The 17,277-nt window shown below is 59.6% G+C and carries 16 protein-coding genes and 4 tRNA genes; 10 read left to right on the forward strand and 10 right to left on the reverse strand.

Features of this window, described 5'->3' with window-relative positions:
• The first annotated feature begins 76 nt into the window (after nt 1–76).
• A complete protein-coding gene (locus tag BR41_RS22300) occupies nt 77–343 on the forward strand; it encodes a hypothetical protein (protein ID WP_211251836.1) in 267 nt (88 codons plus the stop codon).
• Here the strand turns inward: BR41_RS22300 and pgeF are convergent.
• Nucleotides 303–1,040: a peptidoglycan editing factor PgeF gene (gene pgeF, locus BR41_RS22305; protein WP_035061823.1), complete on the reverse strand. Its 738-nt coding sequence runs from the start codon at nt 1,038–1,040 to the stop codon at nt 303–305. The two genes, BR41_RS22300 and pgeF, sit on opposite strands and share 41 nt — an antisense overlap.
• Nucleotides 1,027–2,079, reverse strand: coding sequence for a 23S rRNA pseudouridine(1911/1915/1917) synthase RluD (gene rluD / locus BR41_RS22310; protein WP_035061826.1), 1,053 nt, complete (start codon nt 2,077–2,079; stop codon nt 1,027–1,029). The genes pgeF and rluD overlap by 14 nt, the downstream gene beginning before the upstream one ends.
• On the opposite strand from rluD, the gene BR41_RS22315 reads away from it, so the two are divergent.
• The 5 genes from BR41_RS22315 to BR41_RS22335 all read left to right on the forward strand — a co-directional run bounded on the left by BR41_RS22315 (nt 2,078) and on the right by BR41_RS22335 (nt 3,374).
• On the forward strand, nt 2,078–2,878 hold the full coding sequence (locus BR41_RS22315) for an outer membrane protein assembly factor BamD (protein WP_051711638.1): 801 nt from the start codon (nt 2,078–2,080) through the stop codon (nt 2,876–2,878). The genes rluD and BR41_RS22315 overlap by 2 nt on opposite strands.
• A gap of 96 nt (nt 2,879–2,974) precedes the next feature.
• Nucleotides 2,975–3,050, forward strand: a tRNA-Ala gene (locus tag BR41_RS22320).
• Between the two features lie 43 nt (nt 3,051–3,093).
• Nucleotides 3,094–3,169: transfer RNA gene (locus BR41_RS22325), tRNA-Glu, on the forward strand.
• 30 nt (nt 3,170–3,199) lie between these two features.
• Nucleotides 3,200–3,276 (forward strand) — tRNA-Arg (locus BR41_RS22330).
• A 22-nt stretch (nt 3,277–3,298) separates the two neighbouring features.
• A tRNA-Glu gene (locus tag BR41_RS22335) sits at nt 3,299–3,374 on the forward strand.
• 332 nt (nt 3,375–3,706) lie between these two features.
• On the opposite strand, the gene BR41_RS22340 is transcribed toward BR41_RS22335, so the two are convergent.
• The 4 genes from BR41_RS22340 to tssK all read right to left on the reverse strand — a co-directional run bounded on the left by BR41_RS22340 (nt 3,707) and on the right by tssK (nt 7,966).
• Nucleotides 3,707–4,192 carry an Hcp family type VI secretion system effector gene (locus BR41_RS22340; RefSeq protein ID WP_035061829.1) on the reverse strand — a complete coding sequence of 162 codons (486 nt, stop codon included), beginning with the start codon at nt 4,190–4,192 and terminating at the stop codon, nt 3,707–3,709.
• Between the two features lie 47 nt (nt 4,193–4,239).
• Entirely contained in the window at nt 4,240–5,292 is a 1,053-nt protein-coding gene (locus BR41_RS24785) for an OmpA family protein (protein WP_169741357.1), read from the reverse strand.
• Nucleotides 5,293–5,885: 593 nt separating this feature from the next.
• Nucleotides 5,886–6,605, reverse strand: coding sequence for a DotU/TssL family secretion system protein (locus BR41_RS23395; protein ID WP_051711640.1), 720 nt, complete (start codon nt 6,603–6,605; stop codon nt 5,886–5,888).
• Nucleotides 6,602–7,966, reverse strand: a complete 1,365-nt coding sequence (tssK, locus tag BR41_RS22355; RefSeq protein WP_308417281.1) for a type VI secretion system baseplate subunit TssK — start codon at nt 7,964–7,966, stop codon at nt 6,602–6,604. Before tssK ends, BR41_RS23395 begins: the two co-directional genes overlap by 4 nt.
• A gap of 271 nt (nt 7,967–8,237) precedes the next feature.
• Between tssK and tssB the strand changes: the two genes are divergently transcribed.
• The 4 genes from tssB (at nt 8,238) to BR41_RS22375 (ending at nt 12,569) form a co-directional block, all read left to right on the forward strand.
• Nucleotides 8,238–8,744 carry a type VI secretion system contractile sheath small subunit gene (gene tssB / locus BR41_RS22360; RefSeq protein WP_035061831.1) on the forward strand — a complete coding sequence of 169 codons (507 nt, stop codon included), beginning with the start codon at nt 8,238–8,240 and terminating at the stop codon, nt 8,742–8,744.
• Between the two features lie 34 nt (nt 8,745–8,778).
• Nucleotides 8,779–10,320 (forward strand): type VI secretion system contractile sheath large subunit, encoded by a 1,542-nt coding sequence (tssC, locus tag BR41_RS22365; protein ID WP_035061834.1) that lies wholly within the window; start codon nt 8,779–8,781, stop codon nt 10,318–10,320.
• A gap of 60 nt (nt 10,321–10,380) precedes the next feature.
• Complete coding sequence (gene tssA, locus BR41_RS22370) at nt 10,381–11,973, forward strand: type VI secretion system protein TssA (protein WP_051711642.1); 1,593 nt, start codon at nt 10,381–10,383, stop codon at nt 11,971–11,973.
• A gap of 68 nt (nt 11,974–12,041) precedes the next feature.
• Nucleotides 12,042–12,569 carry an REP-associated tyrosine transposase gene (locus BR41_RS22375; RefSeq protein WP_035061835.1) on the forward strand — a complete coding sequence of 176 codons (528 nt, stop codon included), beginning with the start codon at nt 12,042–12,044 and terminating at the stop codon, nt 12,567–12,569.
• A 91-nt stretch (nt 12,570–12,660) separates the two neighbouring features.
• Here the strand turns inward: BR41_RS22375 and BR41_RS22380 are convergent, their stop codons facing one another.
• The 4 genes from BR41_RS22380 to BR41_RS22395 all read right to left on the reverse strand — a co-directional run bounded on the left by BR41_RS22380 (nt 12,661) and on the right by BR41_RS22395 (nt 17,268).
• Nucleotides 12,661–13,440 (reverse strand): SDR family NAD(P)-dependent oxidoreductase, encoded by a 780-nt coding sequence (locus tag BR41_RS22380; RefSeq protein ID WP_035061836.1) that lies wholly within the window; start codon nt 13,438–13,440, stop codon nt 12,661–12,663.
• Nucleotides 13,441–13,499: 59 nt separating this feature from the next.
• Entirely contained in the window at nt 13,500–14,792 is a 1,293-nt protein-coding gene (locus BR41_RS22385; RefSeq protein ID WP_051711644.1) for a voltage-gated chloride channel family protein, read from the reverse strand.
• Between the two features lie 284 nt (nt 14,793–15,076).
• A complete protein-coding gene (locus BR41_RS22390; protein WP_084187544.1) occupies nt 15,077–16,546 on the reverse strand; it encodes an ATP-binding protein in 1,470 nt (489 codons plus the stop codon).
• Nucleotides 16,546–17,268 (reverse strand): response regulator, encoded by a 723-nt coding sequence (locus tag BR41_RS22395; RefSeq protein ID WP_035061839.1) that lies wholly within the window; start codon nt 17,266–17,268, stop codon nt 16,546–16,548. The genes BR41_RS22390 and BR41_RS22395 overlap by 1 nt, the downstream gene beginning before the upstream one ends.
• Nucleotides 17,269–17,277 lie beyond the last annotated feature (9 nt).

Genomic DNA, 17,277 nt, shown 5'->3' on the forward strand with positions numbered 1-17,277 from the left:
GCATTTGGTGAGACGGCGTACGATCTTGCCACCTCACACCTCACACCTCACACCTCACACCTCACACCTCAAATCCATGTACATCCTGCTGATTGGTTATCTCTACGTCGTGGTCATGTTTGCCGTTGCCACGGCTGACCCGGCCAAGGCCGTGGTGTGGATCGTTTTATTGGGAGCGTTGCCGACCTGGTTGATTATCTGGATCAAGCGGCGCGGTCAGGTGAAGCGAATCGAGAAGCGTGCCGAAGCGGCGGAGGATGCTGCGGCGCAGGCGGCACATGCGCTGCCGCCTGAGGGTGCCGTCAATCCTGCAGCCAAATCAGACTCGCCATCCGGCCAGTGATTTTGTCGCGACGGTAGGAGAAGAAGCGTTCTGCATCGCTCACAGTGCAGAAATCGCCACCGTACACAGCGGTAACGCCGATTGCCGCGAGTCGCTGTCGTGCCAGTAGATAAATATCCGCCAGCCATTTCCCGGCTTGCGCACCTGGTTTAAAGGCCTGCGCAGCAGCTAAGTCGTTGGCAACAAAAGCAGCCCGAACTTCGTCCCCCACTTCAAATTTTTCCGGCCCGATGGCAGGGCCAAGCCAAGCGAGCACTTCCTCGCCGGGCACGTTCATGCTTTGTGCTGTTGTTTCGATCACGCCATCGCATAAGCCACGCCAGCCCGCGTGGGCGGCACCAACGACTGTGCCATTGCGATTGCACAGTAGAACCGGTAGGCAATCGGCAGTCATGATCGCGCAAACCGCACCGGGCTGATGGGCCACGATCGCATCTGCTTCGCTGGCTTGCGGAGCGGTCAATGCATCGGCGACATGGGTGCCATGAACCTGCGTGAGCCAGAGCGGCTCGGCGGGGAGTTGCTGACGAACGCGTGCGCGATTGGCGGCGACTGCAGCCGGGTCATCCCCTACGTGATCACCAAGGTTAAGGCTGGTGTATGGCGGAGCGCTCAGGCCACCCGTGCGGGTGGTTACCAGTGAACGCACTCGGGCTGGCGCAGGCCAATCCGGCACGATCCAGTCATTCGCGGACATAGATCACTTCCATATCGCTGTCGTCTTCGTCATCCCAATCATCTTCATCCCAATCGTCATCGAGGCCAGCGGCGGCGCGCAGGGCGGCAAGCAGGTTTTCGAAGTCTTCCGGCAGTGATGATTTCCAGGTCATTGTCTTGCCGCTGGACGGGTGAACCAGGCTGAGCTTCTTGGCATGCAAGGCCTGCCGGGCGAAATCATCGAGCGCGAGCTGAATTTCTGGCGCCTGCAACTTCGGTCGGCCACCGTAGACCGGATCGGCCGCGAGCGGATGACCGATGTGGGCCATGTGCACGCGAATCTGGTGAGTGCGGCCGGTTTCCAGCCGACATTCGACCAGCGTATGGCCGGATAGATGCTCCAGCACGCGGTAATGCGTGACGGCGGGTTTGCCAGTGCCGACCACGGCCATCTTGATCCGGTCCTTCGGATGCCGGCCGATCGGGGCATCGACGGTGCCATTGCGTTTGACCTCGCCCTGCACGATGGCGAAGTAGTGACGTTTGACGGTGCGTGCCTGCAATTGCTGTACGAGCTGGTTTTGCGCGGCCAATGTGCGTGCTATCACCATCAGGCCGCTAGTGTCTTTGTCCAGCCGGTGCACGATGCCGGCGCGCGGCACGCTTTTGAGTTCGGGGTAGGCGTAGAGCAGACCGTTCAGGAGTGTGCCGGACCAATTGCCACTGCCCGGGTGGACGACGAGGTCAGCCGGCTTGTTGATCACCAGCACCGCGTCGTCTTCGTAGATGACATCGAGCGGGATGTCTTCGCCTTGAAAGGCGACTTCTTCCGGGTTGGGCTGGATTTCAACAGTAATGTTTTCGCCGCCCCAGAGCTTGTCCTTCGGGCTGGCAGGCTTGCCATCGACGGCAACCTGGCCGTCTTTGATCCAGTTTGAGAGGCGGCTGCGTGAATAATCAGGCAGCATGGCGGCCAAGGCGGCGTCCAGTCGTTGGCCGGCACAAATGGCCGGCACGGTCAGGACACGCGTTTCCGCCAAATCGCTATAATCGTCGGGTTCTAAATCGGGATTCATCATGAAGCAGATTTTAACGCGTTTCGCGCTTACTTCCGTGGCCTTGGCGCTCATCGCCGGTTGTGCCACCGGGCCTTCGGAAAATGACGAAACGAAAGGCTGGTCGGCCGAGAAGCTGTTCACCGAGGGTAAGGCTGAGCAATCGGCTGGCAACTACGCCAAATCGATCAAGTTGTTCGAGAAGCTGGAAGCGCGCTACCCATATGGCAAATACGCGCAGCAATCGCAGCTGGAAACAGCCTACGACCAATACAAGGATCAGGAGCCGCTGCTGGCGCTCGCCGCCATTGATCGGTTCATCAAGACCAATCCGGCGCATCCGAGCATGGACTACGCGCTCTACCTGAAGGGCTTGGTGAACTTCAACGAATCACAGGGGTTCCTCTCCGCGGTATTCAAGCAGGACATGTCCGAGCGTGATCCGAAGGCCGCGCGTGACGCGTTCGATACCTTCAAGCAACTGGTCGAGCGCTTCCCGGATAGCAAATACGCCGGTGACGCGACGGCGCGGATGGGTTACTTGCTAGGGGCACTGGCCAATTATGAGTTGCATGTCGCAACCTACTACTACCAGCGTGGGGCGTATCTAGCCGCAGCCAATCGTGGCAAGGCGTTATTGGAAACCTATCCGAACGTACGGCAGACGGAACAGGCGCTCGCTATGATGGTGATGTCATACGATAAGCTCGGCCTCAATGACCTGCGCGACGATACCAAGCGTGTGCTATTGAAGAACTACCCGAACACCACAGCGCTTTCCGGTGATTTCATGGAGCGTGGTGCCTGGTATCTGCCGTTCTAAGTAATTGATTGATTTCGGTTCTTGTATTTTGTCACCGAAACTTGGCGAAAGTGCTTTACAAGGACCGGATCACCCCCTAGAATTGCGCTCTCTTTCGGGGCTATAGCTCAGCTGGGAGAGCGCTTGCATGGCATGCAAGAGGTCAGCGGTTCGATCCCGCTTAGCTCCACCAAGTTTCAAATCGGTTATCTCAGCGACCGAATAAGTTGTTAGACGTCCCCATCGTCTAGAGGCCTAGGACACCGCCCTTTCACGGCGATAACCGGGGTTCGAATCCCCGTGGGGACGCCATCGTGCAGTACCGCAGTAGCAAGTAACAGCGCGCCCGTAGCTCAGTTGGATAGAGTATCTGGCTACGAACCAGAGGGTCGGGCGTTCGAATCGCTCCGGGCGCGCCATCGTTACTTTTGATTTGCCTCTGTCCCCATCGTCTAGAGGCCTAGGACACCGCCCTTTCACGGCGATAACCGGGGTTCGAATCCCCGTGGGGACGCCACCTTAATGCTCAGTTAACGGTTGGCTCATTATGTTATATGCAGTGGTCCTCGTTCTGAGGTTAACTGCCGAGTGGCTTTATTTCTTATTGCTGCTGCTTCAATCCACATCACTTTTATTTCGGTTCACATTGAGCAACTCCAGAGCCAGTTTGGCTGGGTGCGTTTTAGCCTGACCCCCGCTCGTTTTCTTCTTTCCGCACATTCTCTGCGCAGATCATCAGTTTTAACCTGTGACTCCTTCACGACTTGTCACTGGAATGGTGCTTGTGCAGTTGATGGCAGGAGGAGTGATCGCCTGAGTCTCCCCTCCCTTTGCTGCCGCGCGTGTTAACTAGCGGCCTTCCGTCCAGCTATCCGCATGAATGATGTTGCCGTCCTTGTAGGCCCAAGTGATTTTCTCGTAGCGTAGCTCCACGTTTTCCACGTGGTTGTAGCGCTCCTTGGTGGGGTCCTTGATGTTATGCATGACCGGGGTAACACCGACGACCTTGACGTTATCAAGCTGCATGTTGAAGTACTCCTTTTCGTTGCCGGCATCGTCGATCTGATACCACTTGATCTCGATGCCTTTCAGCGTCTGGCCGCTGGTCACAGCCTTGTAGAGATAGGGCGATGAGGCATCGAATTCCTTGGTAACAACCATCGGGTCATGAACACGCGTGCCCGTCAGCTTGCCGGTATTGCCATCGGTGGGAATGCGTATGCCGTGATTGAAAGCCACGACTTCGACACTGCCTTCGCGATCCTGCACCGTGACCGATCCTTTGATATCGGCGCCACCGTCATCCTTGATCCACATGTATGCGGGAATTGCCATGCTGTTTGCTCCTTGGGTTGAGCCCCGGTTGGGTTGGGGCGAGGACGTCAGCGTGCCGGCGTATCCGGCACGAGCGTGATTTCGACGCGGCGATTGCGGGCTCGCCCCGCTGCATCGGCATTGCTGGCGATTGGGCGCGAGTCGCCATAGCCCTGGATGACGAACTGTGTTTCAGGCAGATCGGACATCGCGACAAACCAATCGCGGACGGCGCGGGCGCGGGCATCCGATAGTTTCAGGTTGGCGCTGGCTGTGCCGCTGCGGTCGGTGTGCCCGGCGATCAGCACGCGTTTGTTCCGGTTGGACTGGATCAGGAATAACGCTTTGACCAATTCCCGCTCCACATCAGGCTTGAGCGTGGTCTTGCCGCTATCGAACAGCGACAGGCTATCCAGCGTCACCGTGGTGGGTAGTGGAGCGGAAGGGCGATAGCTGGTGATGGCCTGATCGATTACCGGCAACAAGATCACGCCGCGATAAAGCCCCCAGCCCAGGTGAAATGGCGTGCCAAGCTGCAAGTAGTGACGCAACTCGGTGCGATCCTGCTCCAGCGTATGCAATGCTGCCCGCTTGGTGTGAATGGGATCGTTTGGTGTCTGTCGATAGGTCGCAAGGTCGCTCGTCACGCGCTCGACCAAGCGTTGGTTGCTCCAGGCCGAGGCGGCGAAGGCAGTGCACAGCGCGATCATGGCAAGGCAGACGGCGTGGCACGCGCCACGCCACAACGGCAGTCCGCCAGTGCGCGTGGGGAGGAGCGGGATAAGAAAACTGGGTATCGGCAGCGAACAACTGGCCGATGCTGCCAGAGTTGGGAGCAGCCCGCTTTTTTCGTTCAACCAATGCGGCCAGGCACCAATAGCTGGCGGCCGATGATCTGGCGTGCCGATGTCGGCGATCAGTAAACCTTGCAGTGCCAGCGGCGGAGCGCCGGGTGCGGGGGCATCTAGTGTCGGCAAGATGGTTTCATTGAGCCAATCCAGCAGGGCTTGCCCGAGGGCATTTCGCTTGGTGGCAGTCGGGCATTGTTCCAGTCGGTGCCGGATGGCCTGCAACCGGTCGTTCAGTGCGTTGCTGTCGGTCAGCACAGTTGAATCGGTCAATACATCGCCAAACCATACGACATCGGTTGAATCATTCAGATTCGACCATCCCAAATGAGCATATGTAGCGAGATAGCAGGGCAGTGAGCGTCCAGATACGCGCGTAAATTCCGCGAACGTGCAGCGCCATTGCATCAATTCGCTTGTGACTGTTGCGGCATCCAGGCATTCATCCGGCAGTACCGGCAGCAGCACCGCAAAAGGAAGGCGGCCTTGCGCACGCTCCACCATTCGTACTGCTTCAGTGAATAGCGCCGGGCTGCCGACGTGTAACCAGATTCCATTGGAATTTAGCCTGATTGAACCGTGCCCAGCGCTCCGTGGAAACAGTCTTGCTGCCTGCGAGCCAACCACCAGGATGACAGGGAGTTGTGCATGGCTGGCTAGCCCGGCTAGTGGCGTTGGTGTGGTGGCTGCCCAACGTTTCTGCTGCGTGTTCAGCCAATACAGTGCGATGAGCGCGACGGCGACAACACTCAACGCGAGTGCTAGACGGCCCACAGTCGACAGTGGCAGACAAAATAGCGCCAGGCTACTTGCCAGAAGGGCAGCCCAAAGCAGCAGGGCATGAAGGGGATAGCGCTCCGACATGATCAGCTCCCCTTGGTGTCCTGCTTTGCCGGTCCCGTCGTGTGCGGCGAGGTCAAACCATCCCCTGCTTGTGGCTGGGTCAATCGCGTGACGGCTTGATCCAGCTGTCGATCCAGCAACACCCAGAAACCAATGGTCAACCCAATGCTAATGACCGCCCAGCTTAGCGGTGACAGTGCGCGCCACGGGATACGCCAGCCGCGCCGTGCGTGCACGATCAGCAGCTGGCTATCGTCTTGGCCATCAATCTTGCTGAGTCGAGCAAGCGTGGCAACGATCCTTTGGCGCTGCTGGTTGTCCGCATCGGGATAGCGACCCAAGAACCCCAAGCCTAATAGCGTGCTGTAAAGCTCGACGAGCTGCGCCGGTGGTTCGCTCTGCCGCAGCAGCGCGTCGATCCGCTCGTAAACAACATCTCCGGCGTTGTAACTACCAAAAAAACGGACTTGCAACGGCTCGCTTTCCCAGTCGTTGCGCTGGTGGTCTGGCAAATGGCGTAGGGCAGCTTCATCCAATAACGCGCATTGGGCATAGCTGACTTCCGCAATCATCGCCTCGTCGTAATGCTGATTGCGCATGGCTTGGCGTAATTGCTCGATCAAGCCTGTGCAACGCGTCCGCCAGATTGTCATCGAAGGGACTTCGGCCTGCTGCGATAGCAAAGCCACTTGCAGCGCGGTGTCGCGCAGCATGGCGCGCAATGGCAAGGCGTTGGGCATCATGACCGCAGCACCGCATACAGTTCGAGGCTGATCTCAGGCAGTGAGGCCGGGACATAGAAGCTGCAGGCTCTGGCCGCGAGCATTCGGGCATGGGCCGGGTGAGTGGCGTCGAGCGCGAAGTATTGGTTTTCCAGTCGCAAGGGAATGGCGCTGGGCACGCGCTGCAGTGCCTTCAGCGGCACGCAACCCACAGCAGAGTTGATCACGCGTTCGACCTCATCGGGTGCGCCGGCCTTGCAGACCAGCGGGAACTGCTCTTGCAGCTGAAGTGCGGGCATGCCGGCATGAACCGACAGGAAGAAATCGACGTTTTCGGTCAGGCGCACATCGTAGAACTGCGCGCGCCACTGCGTCGGTTTGAGCCGGGTCAGCTCGACAGGGATCACTGGTGACGGGATGACGGTATCAAGCAGATCGCGCAACAGCCGTTCCAGCGCTGCAAAGGTGGTTTCAGCACCAATATGGCGATAGCGCGGAATGGCATCGAGCGGATCGCCCAGTGAGAACGTGGATAACGCCCCGGCTAGCCGCGCCATCGATAGATACAGCCGCTCGGGATGTTGCACGGGGTGCGTGCGCAGATGGTTCAGTTCCGGCCAGGCGGCGTTGATGCAGTTGAGCAGCCAGAATTGCGAAACATCCGAGACCGAGAAGTCCGCGATGTTGTCGTTGCGCTCATGTCGCCGCGCAGAAAGACGCCGGCTTCGGATCAGCAGGATGTCGCACAGACGGCCGAGCAGATCGAGCAAGGGCTGGCTTGCGGTGAGACTCAGGCAGGGTGGGATGTAGCCGGGGTCAAGCTCGAAACTGCCCTGCGCGTTGCGGGTTAGCCGGGCCAGTGGGCAGGTGACGTAATCGGCGTGGGATTCGAAATCGAACAATAGCGCCAATGCTTGCCGCTCGACGGCCATTTCCTCACTGGCCGTACTGAACAGGTCGGCCACTTGCTTGTATTCGGCGAAGAAACGTTTGGGCCGCATGGCCGGGTGTGTGGCATCGCCGCAGTTGTCGCCGCCCGCATCGTAGAGCGGCAGCCCCAGCAGTATTTCGACCGTTTGTCGTTGTGGCGGGATGGCTTGCGCCAGATCACGGGCGGCGGGTAGCGGATCGCATTGGCGGGTGTCGACCATGGCGCCATCCGGCAATCTCAGCCGGAGTTCGCGCAATTTCAATTGCCCTAAATCCAGTGCGGCTATATCCCAATCGAGCTGCCATATCCCCCAGGGATGGGGGCCGGCCATTCTGGCTGCGTTTTCGCATGCTTGCTGATCCCAGAGCGTTTGCTGCTGAAAGTATTGGGGCGATAACAATGCGCCTTCTGCCCAGAGTGGTTTCGATATTTTCATGATGGCAGCTTGCATATCCCTTAAAAAATCATGAATTTTTCATTTTTGAATGAGATAAATCTCAAATTCAGCAGTGCATTGATTTTTATATGATTTTTGTTTTTTTAAATTGAGGTTTTTTATTTGTGTTTCTGATTGCAATTTTCGTGAAGATTACATTAGGATTTGGTTTCGATCAATCGATCGAATTTTGGTTGGAATTGCAATTAACTGAATTGATTTATTTTTCAAATAGGAATTATCTGAAAATTTGATCAGATAATTCTGGTTTTTAAGGCGTAGAAAAATGACGGATAGTTTTCAGAATGAAGTTCCGGCTGCGCGGGTCAATATCAAACTCGATTTGCATACAGGCGGCGCGCAAAAGAAAGTCGAGCTGCCACTCAAGCTGCTGGTCATGGGTGACTACGGACATGGTCAAGATGCCCGGACGCTGGCCGAGCGCAGCAAGCTGTCAGTCAACAAGAACAACTTCGATTCGGTGCTGGCAGAGCTCAACCCGCGTGCGCGCATTACGGTTGAGAACACGCTGGTGGGGCAGGGCGACGACATGACCGTCTCGCTCGATTTCAAATCGATGAAGGACTTCCAGCCCGATCAGGTCGCGCGCCAAGTGCCGCAGTTGCAGGCGCTGATGGCGATGCGCAATCTGCTGCGCGATCTCAAATCCAACCTGCTCGATAACGCCTCATTCCGGCGTGAGCTGGAAAAGATCCTCCGCGATGACTCGCAGTCGAGCAGCTTGCGCCTCGAACTGGAACGCATCGCCCCGCTGGATGCCGACCAAGCCTGATACCGGGCCGTGATCAATCAAGGAGAACCCCCGCATGTCCATGCAAGAAACCCCGATGAGCAGCCCAGAGACAAGCATGCCGTCACGTGGTGCGCCGGTTGGTGTCTATGAGTCGCTGTGCGCCAAGATCAATCTGGTTCCGGTCAGCAGGGCGCAGCCGTTTGAAATTTTCCAGAATAGCGATGCGCTGTCCGAGTCCTCGATCGACGAGCGGGTCGCGGTTGCGGTCAACGTCTTCCTGAAAATGATTCAGGCGTCGTCGCAGAAGGTCGAACGCCTCGACAAGAGCCTGCTTGATTTTCATATCGCGAATATCGACGCGCAGATCAGCCGCCAGCTCGATGCGATCATGCACCACGAGACCTTTCAGCAGATTGAATCTGCCTGGCGTGGCCTCAAGTTTCTGGTCGACCGTACCGATTTCCGCAAGAACGTGAAAATCGAGCTGCTCGACATTTCCAAGGATGCCTTGCGCCAGGATTTCGAAGACACCCCGGAAGTGGTGCAAAGCGGCCTTTACCGCCACACCTATATCCAGGAATACGACACCCCGGGTGGCGAGCCGATCGGCGCCATCATCTCCAACTACGAATTCGACCGCGGCCCGCAAGACGTGGCGCTGTTGCGCAATATCTCCAAAGTATCTGCTGCCGCGCATATGCCGTTCGTGGGGGCGGTAGGGGCGGCCTTCTTCGGCAAGGAATCGATGGAAGAAGTCGCCGCGATCCAGGACGTCGGCAACTACTTCGACCGCGCCGAATACATCAAGTGGAAGAGCTTTCGCGATACCGACGATGCCCGCTATGTCGGCCTGGTGCTGCCGCGTTTCCTCGCCCGTTTGCCCTATGGACCGGATACCACACCGGTGCGCGCCTTCAATTACACCGAGGCGGTCAAAGGCCCGGATCACAGTCGCTACCTGTGGGCCAATGCGTCATTCGCTTTCGCGGCCAATATGGTCAAGAGCTTCGTCAAGAATGGTTGGTGTGTGCAGGTGCGCGGGCCGCAGGCCGGTGGCGCGGTGAAGGACCTGCCGATCCATCTTTACGATCTGGGAACCGGTAATCAGGTGAAGATCCCGACCGAGGTGTTGATCCCGGAAACGCGCGAGTTCGAGTTCGCCAATCTCGGTTTCATCCCGCTGTCGTTCTACAAGAACCGCGATTACGCCTGTTTCTTCTCGGCCAATTCGGCGCAAAAACCAGTGTTGTACGAAACCCGCGAAGCGACCGCCAACAGCCGCATCAATGCGCGCCTGCCGTACATCTTCTTGCTGTCTCGGTTGGCGCACTATCTCAAGTTGATCCAGCGCGAAAACATCGGCACCACCAAGGATCGTCGCGTGCTGGAGCTGGAACTCAACAGCTGGATCAAGAACCTCGTCACCGAGATGACCGATCCGAGCGATGAGCTGCAAGCATCGCACCCGCTACGTGAAGCCCACGTGACGGTTGAGGATATCGACGACAACCCGGGCTTCTTCCGCGTGAAGCTGTTCGTGGTGCCGCACTTCCAGATCGAGGGGCTGGATATCAATCTGTCATTGGTTTCACAGATGCCCAAGGCCAAGAACTGATCTCTCTAGCGGTCGTACGGCGGGCCTTGTTGATCGGGCTCGCCACTTCAGGAAATCCGTATGTTGCCGTCGTGGTTCAAAGCCCTGTTCGAGCAGAATGCGCCGGGTGACTTGGCGCGTTCTCGCTTGAGCCAGTGGCAGGCGTGGCTGGAACCGATTCCGGGGCTATCCGAAGTGGGCAGCGATCCGGCGTATGAGGACGACTTCCTGTTGATCAAGGAGGAAGTCGCCAAGTTCAGCGGCATTGATGATGCCTTGGTGATCACTGCCAGCGAACGGCTGCTGCGTGAGCACTGCAAGGATTTACGCCCGGCCGCCTACTATGCGTTTGCCCGCCTGCGGCAAGACGGCGTGGCGGGCTTGGCCGACGGATTGGAGCTGATCGCTGCGTTGATCGTCCGCTATCCAGATCACGTGCTGCCGCATCGCCCGGAAAGCCGCAAGGCCGCGCTGGAATGGCTCTTGAGCGAGCGTGTTACCGCGCACATCGGCCAGCAGCTTGAGACGAGCAAGCCAGATATCGAGCGAGCCTGCTCAGCGCTGGTGTTGATCGAGCACTTGACCGAAGCGTGGGATGAGCCCGGCCGGCCGCTGCTACGGCCGCTGTTGCGGCATTTCGAGCCACTGATCGAGCCCCCGCACCAGCATGCTGGTGCAGCTTCGCTTCCCTCTGCCGCAGATTCGTCTGCCTCGTCAGCCAATCCAGTGCCGACGGCGGCAGGCGCTGAAATCACCTCGGCGCGTGAGCTCATTGAGCAAGCACGGCAAATGGCCGTTTTCATGCGCCGCCAGCCCCACGGCTATTTACCCGCTTACCGGCTGGTGCGCTGCGTGCGTTGGGATCTGGTTGCCGAACTGCCACCGCACGATGTTCGTGGCCTCACCCGCCTTGCGCCGCCGCGCGCCGAGTTGCGACAGCAGCTCAAACGGTTGGTGTTGCAGCAGCAATGGCATGAGTTGATTGAGCGAGTCGAAACGGCGTTTCTGGAAGGGGCCAATCATTTCTGGCTCGATCTGCAGTATTTCGCCTGGCTGGCACAAGGCCAAGCTGGTGCGCCATATGGTGGCTGGCGTGATCTGTTATTGACCGATTTCGCCCAGATGCGTGACCGGCTCGATGGCCTTGAGCGGCTCGCCTTTAGCGATGGCAGCCCGTTTGCGGAAGATGCGACGCTGGAGTGGATTGCGCGCTATGCCATCGTCCGTGATATCGAAGCGGGTGAGGCGATCTTGCCGCTACCGGTGGATGCCGGCGGCGAGCACTGGCGCGAGACTGAAGCGCAGGCTAGTGAATTGGCTGCCTCTTCCGGCTTGGAGGCAGCGTTTGGGTGGTTGTGTGATTTACCGGCCGTAGCAGGTGAGCGGCATCGATTGTTGCGCCAGTTGCTGATGGCCAGGCTCGCTGAAGCCAATGCGCGCCCGGATGTGGCTTTGCATCTACTCGCCACGCTTGATCTCGACGTTGATGCCTACTGTCTCGACCGCTGGGAGCCGGAGTTGGCGTTTGCTATCAAGGCACAGCAGTTGCGCTTGTTGCGGCAGAAGCTGTTACGCAAGGACGTCGATCGCCCCGGCGTATTGGCGCACATCGAGAGGCTGATGCCGCAGCTGGCCCGGCTGGACCCGGCTCGTACGCTGGCGTTGGGATCTTAGAACAACATGTAGGGCGCAATCCCCGTAGGGCATTGCGCCGCACCCGTTCCATCACAACAACCCGTAGCATGGATTACCGAAGAGCTTGGCATCCCGGCGGAACCTATTTCTTTACCGTGAACCTGTTGCATCGACAGGGGAATGACCTGTTGATCCACTACGTCAATCATTTACGCACGGCTGTAGCAAGGGTACGCCAGCTTTATCCTTTCATCATTCATGGCTGGGTAGTTCTTCCGGATCATCTGCATTGCGTGATCGAGTTGCCGACGGGCGATGCTGATTTTGCGGTGCGCTGGCACCTAATCAAGATGATCTTTTCCAAATCGCTGCCGGTCGCGGAACATCGCTCTGTGGTGCGGTTACGTCGAGGGGAGCGCGGCATTTGGCAGCGGCGTTACTGGGAACACTTGATTCGGGACGAGGCGGATTTCCGCGCGCACATGGATTACATCCATATCAACCCGTTAAAACATGGCTTGGTGCGACGGGTGGCCGACTGGCCGAGTTCTACGTTCCACCGTTTGGTTGCGCAAGGCGTGTACCCGGTTGAGTGGGCGGGCGGGAATGAAGCTGGCTTGAATTACGATGATTGAGGTGCGGGGGATTCGGCGCAATGCCCTTTGCTGAGCGAATCAAAGATTCGCACGCGACGGGGATTACGCCCTACGGATTGTGGTGTGAGCATCACCACCCCAACACCCGCTCAAACAGGAAAAACCGCCAGCGATACGGCAGCAGGCGGATCAGCCGCAGCATGCGGGTGAAACGGCGTGGAAAGTCGATTTCGAACTGACCGCGGGCGAAGCCGTTCAGGATGGCCTCGGTGGCATCTTCCGGGGAGAGCAGGGCTGGCATGCGGAATCGGCTCCTGGCGCTCAGCCGTGTCTTCACAAAGCCCGGATTGATCAGGTACACGCCGAGTCCTTTGGGGTGTAGATCGCCGTACAACAGCTCGGCCAGATTGATCAGTGCGGCTTTGGTCGGCCCATAGACAGTGGCGTTCGGCAAGCCCATATAGCCTTCCACACTGGCGACGATGGCTATGCCGCCGCGCCCTGCAGCGATCAGTCCGGGCAGCACGGTTTCCAGTCCGAAATAGACGCTGGCCAGATTGACGTCGAGCGTGTGGCGCACGTGGTCGGCGTCCAACTCCCAACTCCGCTGCGGCCGATAGTCTGCGGCGCAGAACACGATCAGATCGATGCCACCCCAATCCGCCTGCAGGATCGCGTTGGCCGAGCCCCAGGCTGCATCGTCAGTCGCATCGAGCGGCAATACCAAGGCTTGTGGGTTGCCACTGGCCAACTCGGCCAGTTTGGGCTGGTTGCGTGCTGATAGCGCCACGCGTGCCCCTGCCGCCAGCATGGCCTGTGCCAGCGCTGCGCCAATGCCGCTGGATGCGCCAATCAGCCACACGCGCTGGTTGGTCCAGTCTTTCAGCTTGGGGTTGAGCGGCTTGAACAACGCGACGTCCTTATCGAATTTTCAAACGAGCTTTCACACAATGGCGCGAGCTTGGTGACCTAGTCCGCGGAATTGTGGGGTTTCGCATCCATCGGGCTGGTTTGATCCGGCTCGCCAGGCGAAGCCGTCAGGTGCTTACCTTGCCCGAGCCGTTGTGCGTGGTAAATGCCGGTGTGCCCGGAGAAAAGATAGCTCATCACGCAGGCCAAACCAGCGTAAACGCCAATTTCCGGGCCGAACAATTCCATCGCCATCAGTGTGGACGCGAGGGGGGTATTGGCCGCCCCGGCGAACACCGCGACGAAGCCGAGCGCGGCCAGCAGCGGGAAAGGCATGTGCAGCAGCGGTGCGAGTGCATTGCCGAGCGTGGCGCCGATATAGAACAGGGGCGTGACCTCGCCGCCCTTGAAGCCGGCACTGAGTGATGCCACGGTGAATGCGAATTTGGCAGCGAAGTCCCACGGTGCGACCGGGTGCTGGAAGGACTCGACGATGACCGGAATGCCAAGGCCGGTATAGCGATAGGCCCCCAGTACGTAGATCACGACTGCGAGCACAGCCCCGCCAAGCAGGGGGCGCAGGGGCGCATACGCGACGTGGTGTTTGATGAGCCGGGACAGTCGATGCGTGGCTCGGGCAAACAGCATGCCGGTCAGGCCGAAAATGGCCCCAGCGGCCAGCGTGCCGAAGAAGCCCGCGGTCGATAGCGCCGGAATTGCACCAGCTACGTAATGGGTGTGGTGCACGCCCCACAACAGTCCGACCCGATCGGCGATGATCGCTGCCACGAAGCAAGGCAGGATCGCGTCATAACGCAGACGGCCGATGGCCAGCACTTCCAGTCCGAAGACGGCGCCGGCCAGCGGTGTGCCGAACACCGAGGCAAAGCCGGCGCTGATGCCCGCCATCAACAAGATGCGGCGGTCTTCACGCTGCAAGCGGAACAGGTGGGTGAGCTGATCCGCCAGCGCGCCGCCCATTTGTACTGCAGTCCCCTCGCGGCCGACCGATGCGCCAAACAGGTGGGAGATGATCGTCCCCCCCAGCACCAGCGGGGCCATGCGGAGCGGGATCACCTTCTTGGGGTCGTGGATTTCGTCGATCAGCAGGTTATTGCCGGCTTCGACTTGGCGACCGAACTTGAGATACACCCAACCCACCGCAAAGCCAGCCAGCGGTAGCAGCCAGATCAGCCAGCGATTTGCCTCGCGCGTGCCGGTGGCCCAGTCGAGCGCGAGCAACAGCCAGGCGGATGCCGTCCCGGCCAGTGTGGCGACGATGGCGGCCAAAGCCAGCCACTTGGCACAGGCTTTCAGAATTGCGAGTTGTTCAGGGAAGGGGTTCGATTGCATAGCCGCCCGATTGTGGGGCGATTGGGCAGGGCGGACAAGTATTGCGATGGCATGATGGTAATCACGCCCGTAGCCTGGCCCACAACGCTAGCGAGGGGTTGTCTCCCCGCTCACGCTTGCGGGAGAGGGGGCGGGGGAGAGGGTTGTGCCAATTCCAGAGTGCTTTGCAAGCACCCTCTCCCACAAGTGTGAGAGGGGATATAGAACTGAGCCTTGAGGCCGCCCGGTTTTTCCCCCATTGCCCGGGCGCAGTCTGTGGCTAGAGGCGCTGCTGCGGCCTAAGACTACTGATCCGGACCGGCGGATTCTGCTTGGGATTCCACGCTCGAATCTGTTCGCGAATCTGTTTGAACAAGCGGCAGCACCAACACCGCCATCGCGCCCATCGCGGTGTTTTCCAGCCACACCTTGCCGCCATGCCGTTCGGCGATATTACGGGCGATGGCAAGGCCCAGCCCGGCACCACCGGTTTCGCGCGAGCGGGATGTCTCCAGCCGGTAGAACGGCTGGAAGACCCGGTCTATCTCGCCTTCAGGGACGCCCGGCCCGCCGTCGCGAATGTGGATGGTGACTGCCCCGGCGTCGGCATGGGCGCTGACGCGGGCGAAGTCGCCGTATTTGACCGCGTTCTCGACCAGATTCATCAGGCAGCGGTACAGCATGCCGGGGTGGCCGATCACGGCAACGCCCGTCGGCACATTGTCGTATTCAACGTGCTGGCCGGCATCGCTCGCTTCGGCGCACACGCTTGCCAGCAAGGAGTCGAAATCGATCTGGCGTTTTTCTGCTGCGCCGCCAGAGCTGCGGGCATAGTCGAGCCCTTCCTTGATCAGGATTTGCGTGGCGGCAAGGTCGTCGATCAGGCGCTTGCGCAGGTCGATGTCTTCGACCTTTTCCAGCCGCAAGCGCAGGCGGGTGAGCGGTGTCTGCAAGTCGTGGGCGATGGCGGCAAGGATGTAAACGCGCTGTTCGATGTGCTGCTGGATCTTGGCCTGCATGGCGTTGAGCGCGGCGGTGGCCTTGCGCACTTCGATCGGGCCTTGTTCGGGGAGCGGCGCTTTATCCATGTTGTCGCCGAACTGCCCAGCCAGCTTGGCGAGTTGCCGCAAGGGTTTCACGGTCATGCGTGCCGCCAGATAGGCCAAGGCGGCGACACATAACAGGAACACGCCGATCTGCAGGCTGAAATCCAGCGGGGCCGGGGGGCGCGGGCCGGGGCCTGGTCCGCCGGGACCACCCGGGCCAGGTGGCCTTGGCATCATGCGGCCCGGTTCGGCGGCGGTCAGGCGCAAGGGCGTGCCATCGGCCAGACGCAAATCGATCACGTGGCAGGGGCCGGGACGCATGCGGCGCTCCGGTTCCACCTCTGGCGGGGATTCGTTCGTGCACATCGCCTGATTGCGCACACCAAGCACGGTTGCCGTGCCGCGCAAACGGGCGGCCAGCATGAACTGCACGCTTTCATCCGGCTCACCTTGCAGCGGCGCGCTCGCATTGGGCTCAACGCCCAAGCCGGGCCCTAATTCCACCGCCAATACTTTGGAGCGCGAATCCGCGGGCACGGCGTCGAGCAGCTTCAGCAATTGGACCACCCGGTCGGCCATATGCTGAGTGCGCATCTGCATGAAGTCCCGCCGCTCCTGCCGTATGCCCAGCCAGAGCGTGAGCAGCACGGCTGCGGTGATGCCGAAGACCAGCAGCAGGAAAATCCGGTTGGCGATCGAGCCCCAGAAGCGGCGCCACATTGTTCCCATTAGTGTTCCACCGTGACGTCGGCATTCAACATATAGCCTTCGTTACGCACGGTTTTCAGCATGGTGGCGCCACGTGCGGCATCGCCCAGCTTTTGCCGCAAACGGCTGATTTGCAGATCGACCGAGCGATCGAACGGGTCGGCATCGCGCCCTTGCGTCAGATTGAGCAATTGATCGCGGCTGAGGACTTGGTGCGGGTGTTCCAGCATGGCGTTGAGCATGCGGAATTCACCCCCGGAGAGCAGTACGACCATGCCATCCGGGTTGATCAGCTGCCGGGCGCGCAGGTCGAGTCGCCAGCCGGCAAAGCGCAGGTTGCGGGTCTCGGATTTTTCCAGATTGGGCGGCAGCATCCAGGTACGGCGCAGCACGGTGCGGATGCGCGCCAGCAGCTCGCGCGGCTCGAATGGTTTGGTCAGATAGTCGTCCGCGCCCATTTCCAGCCCGAGAATCCGGTCTACCGGGTCGCCGCGTGCGGTGAGCATGATGACCGGCAGGTTGGATTTGGAGCGCAGGTTGCGGCACAGCACCAGTCCGTCATCGCCGGGCAAGGTCAGGTCGAGCACGACGAGGTCGATTTTCGATGCCGCCAGGGTTCGTTGCATCGATGCGCCATCGGCGGCGACCGAGACTTTCAGCCCGTAGGATTCGAGCGATTCGGCCAGCAGGCTACGGATCTCGGCGTCGTCGTCGACGACCAGAATGTGGGCGGCGGTTTCCATGGCGGCATT

Origin of the sequence: Andreprevotia chitinilytica DSM 18519, from assembly GCF_000711875.1 — a bacterium.
GTDB lineage: Bacteria > Pseudomonadota > Gammaproteobacteria > Burkholderiales > Chitinibacteraceae > Andreprevotia > Andreprevotia chitinilytica.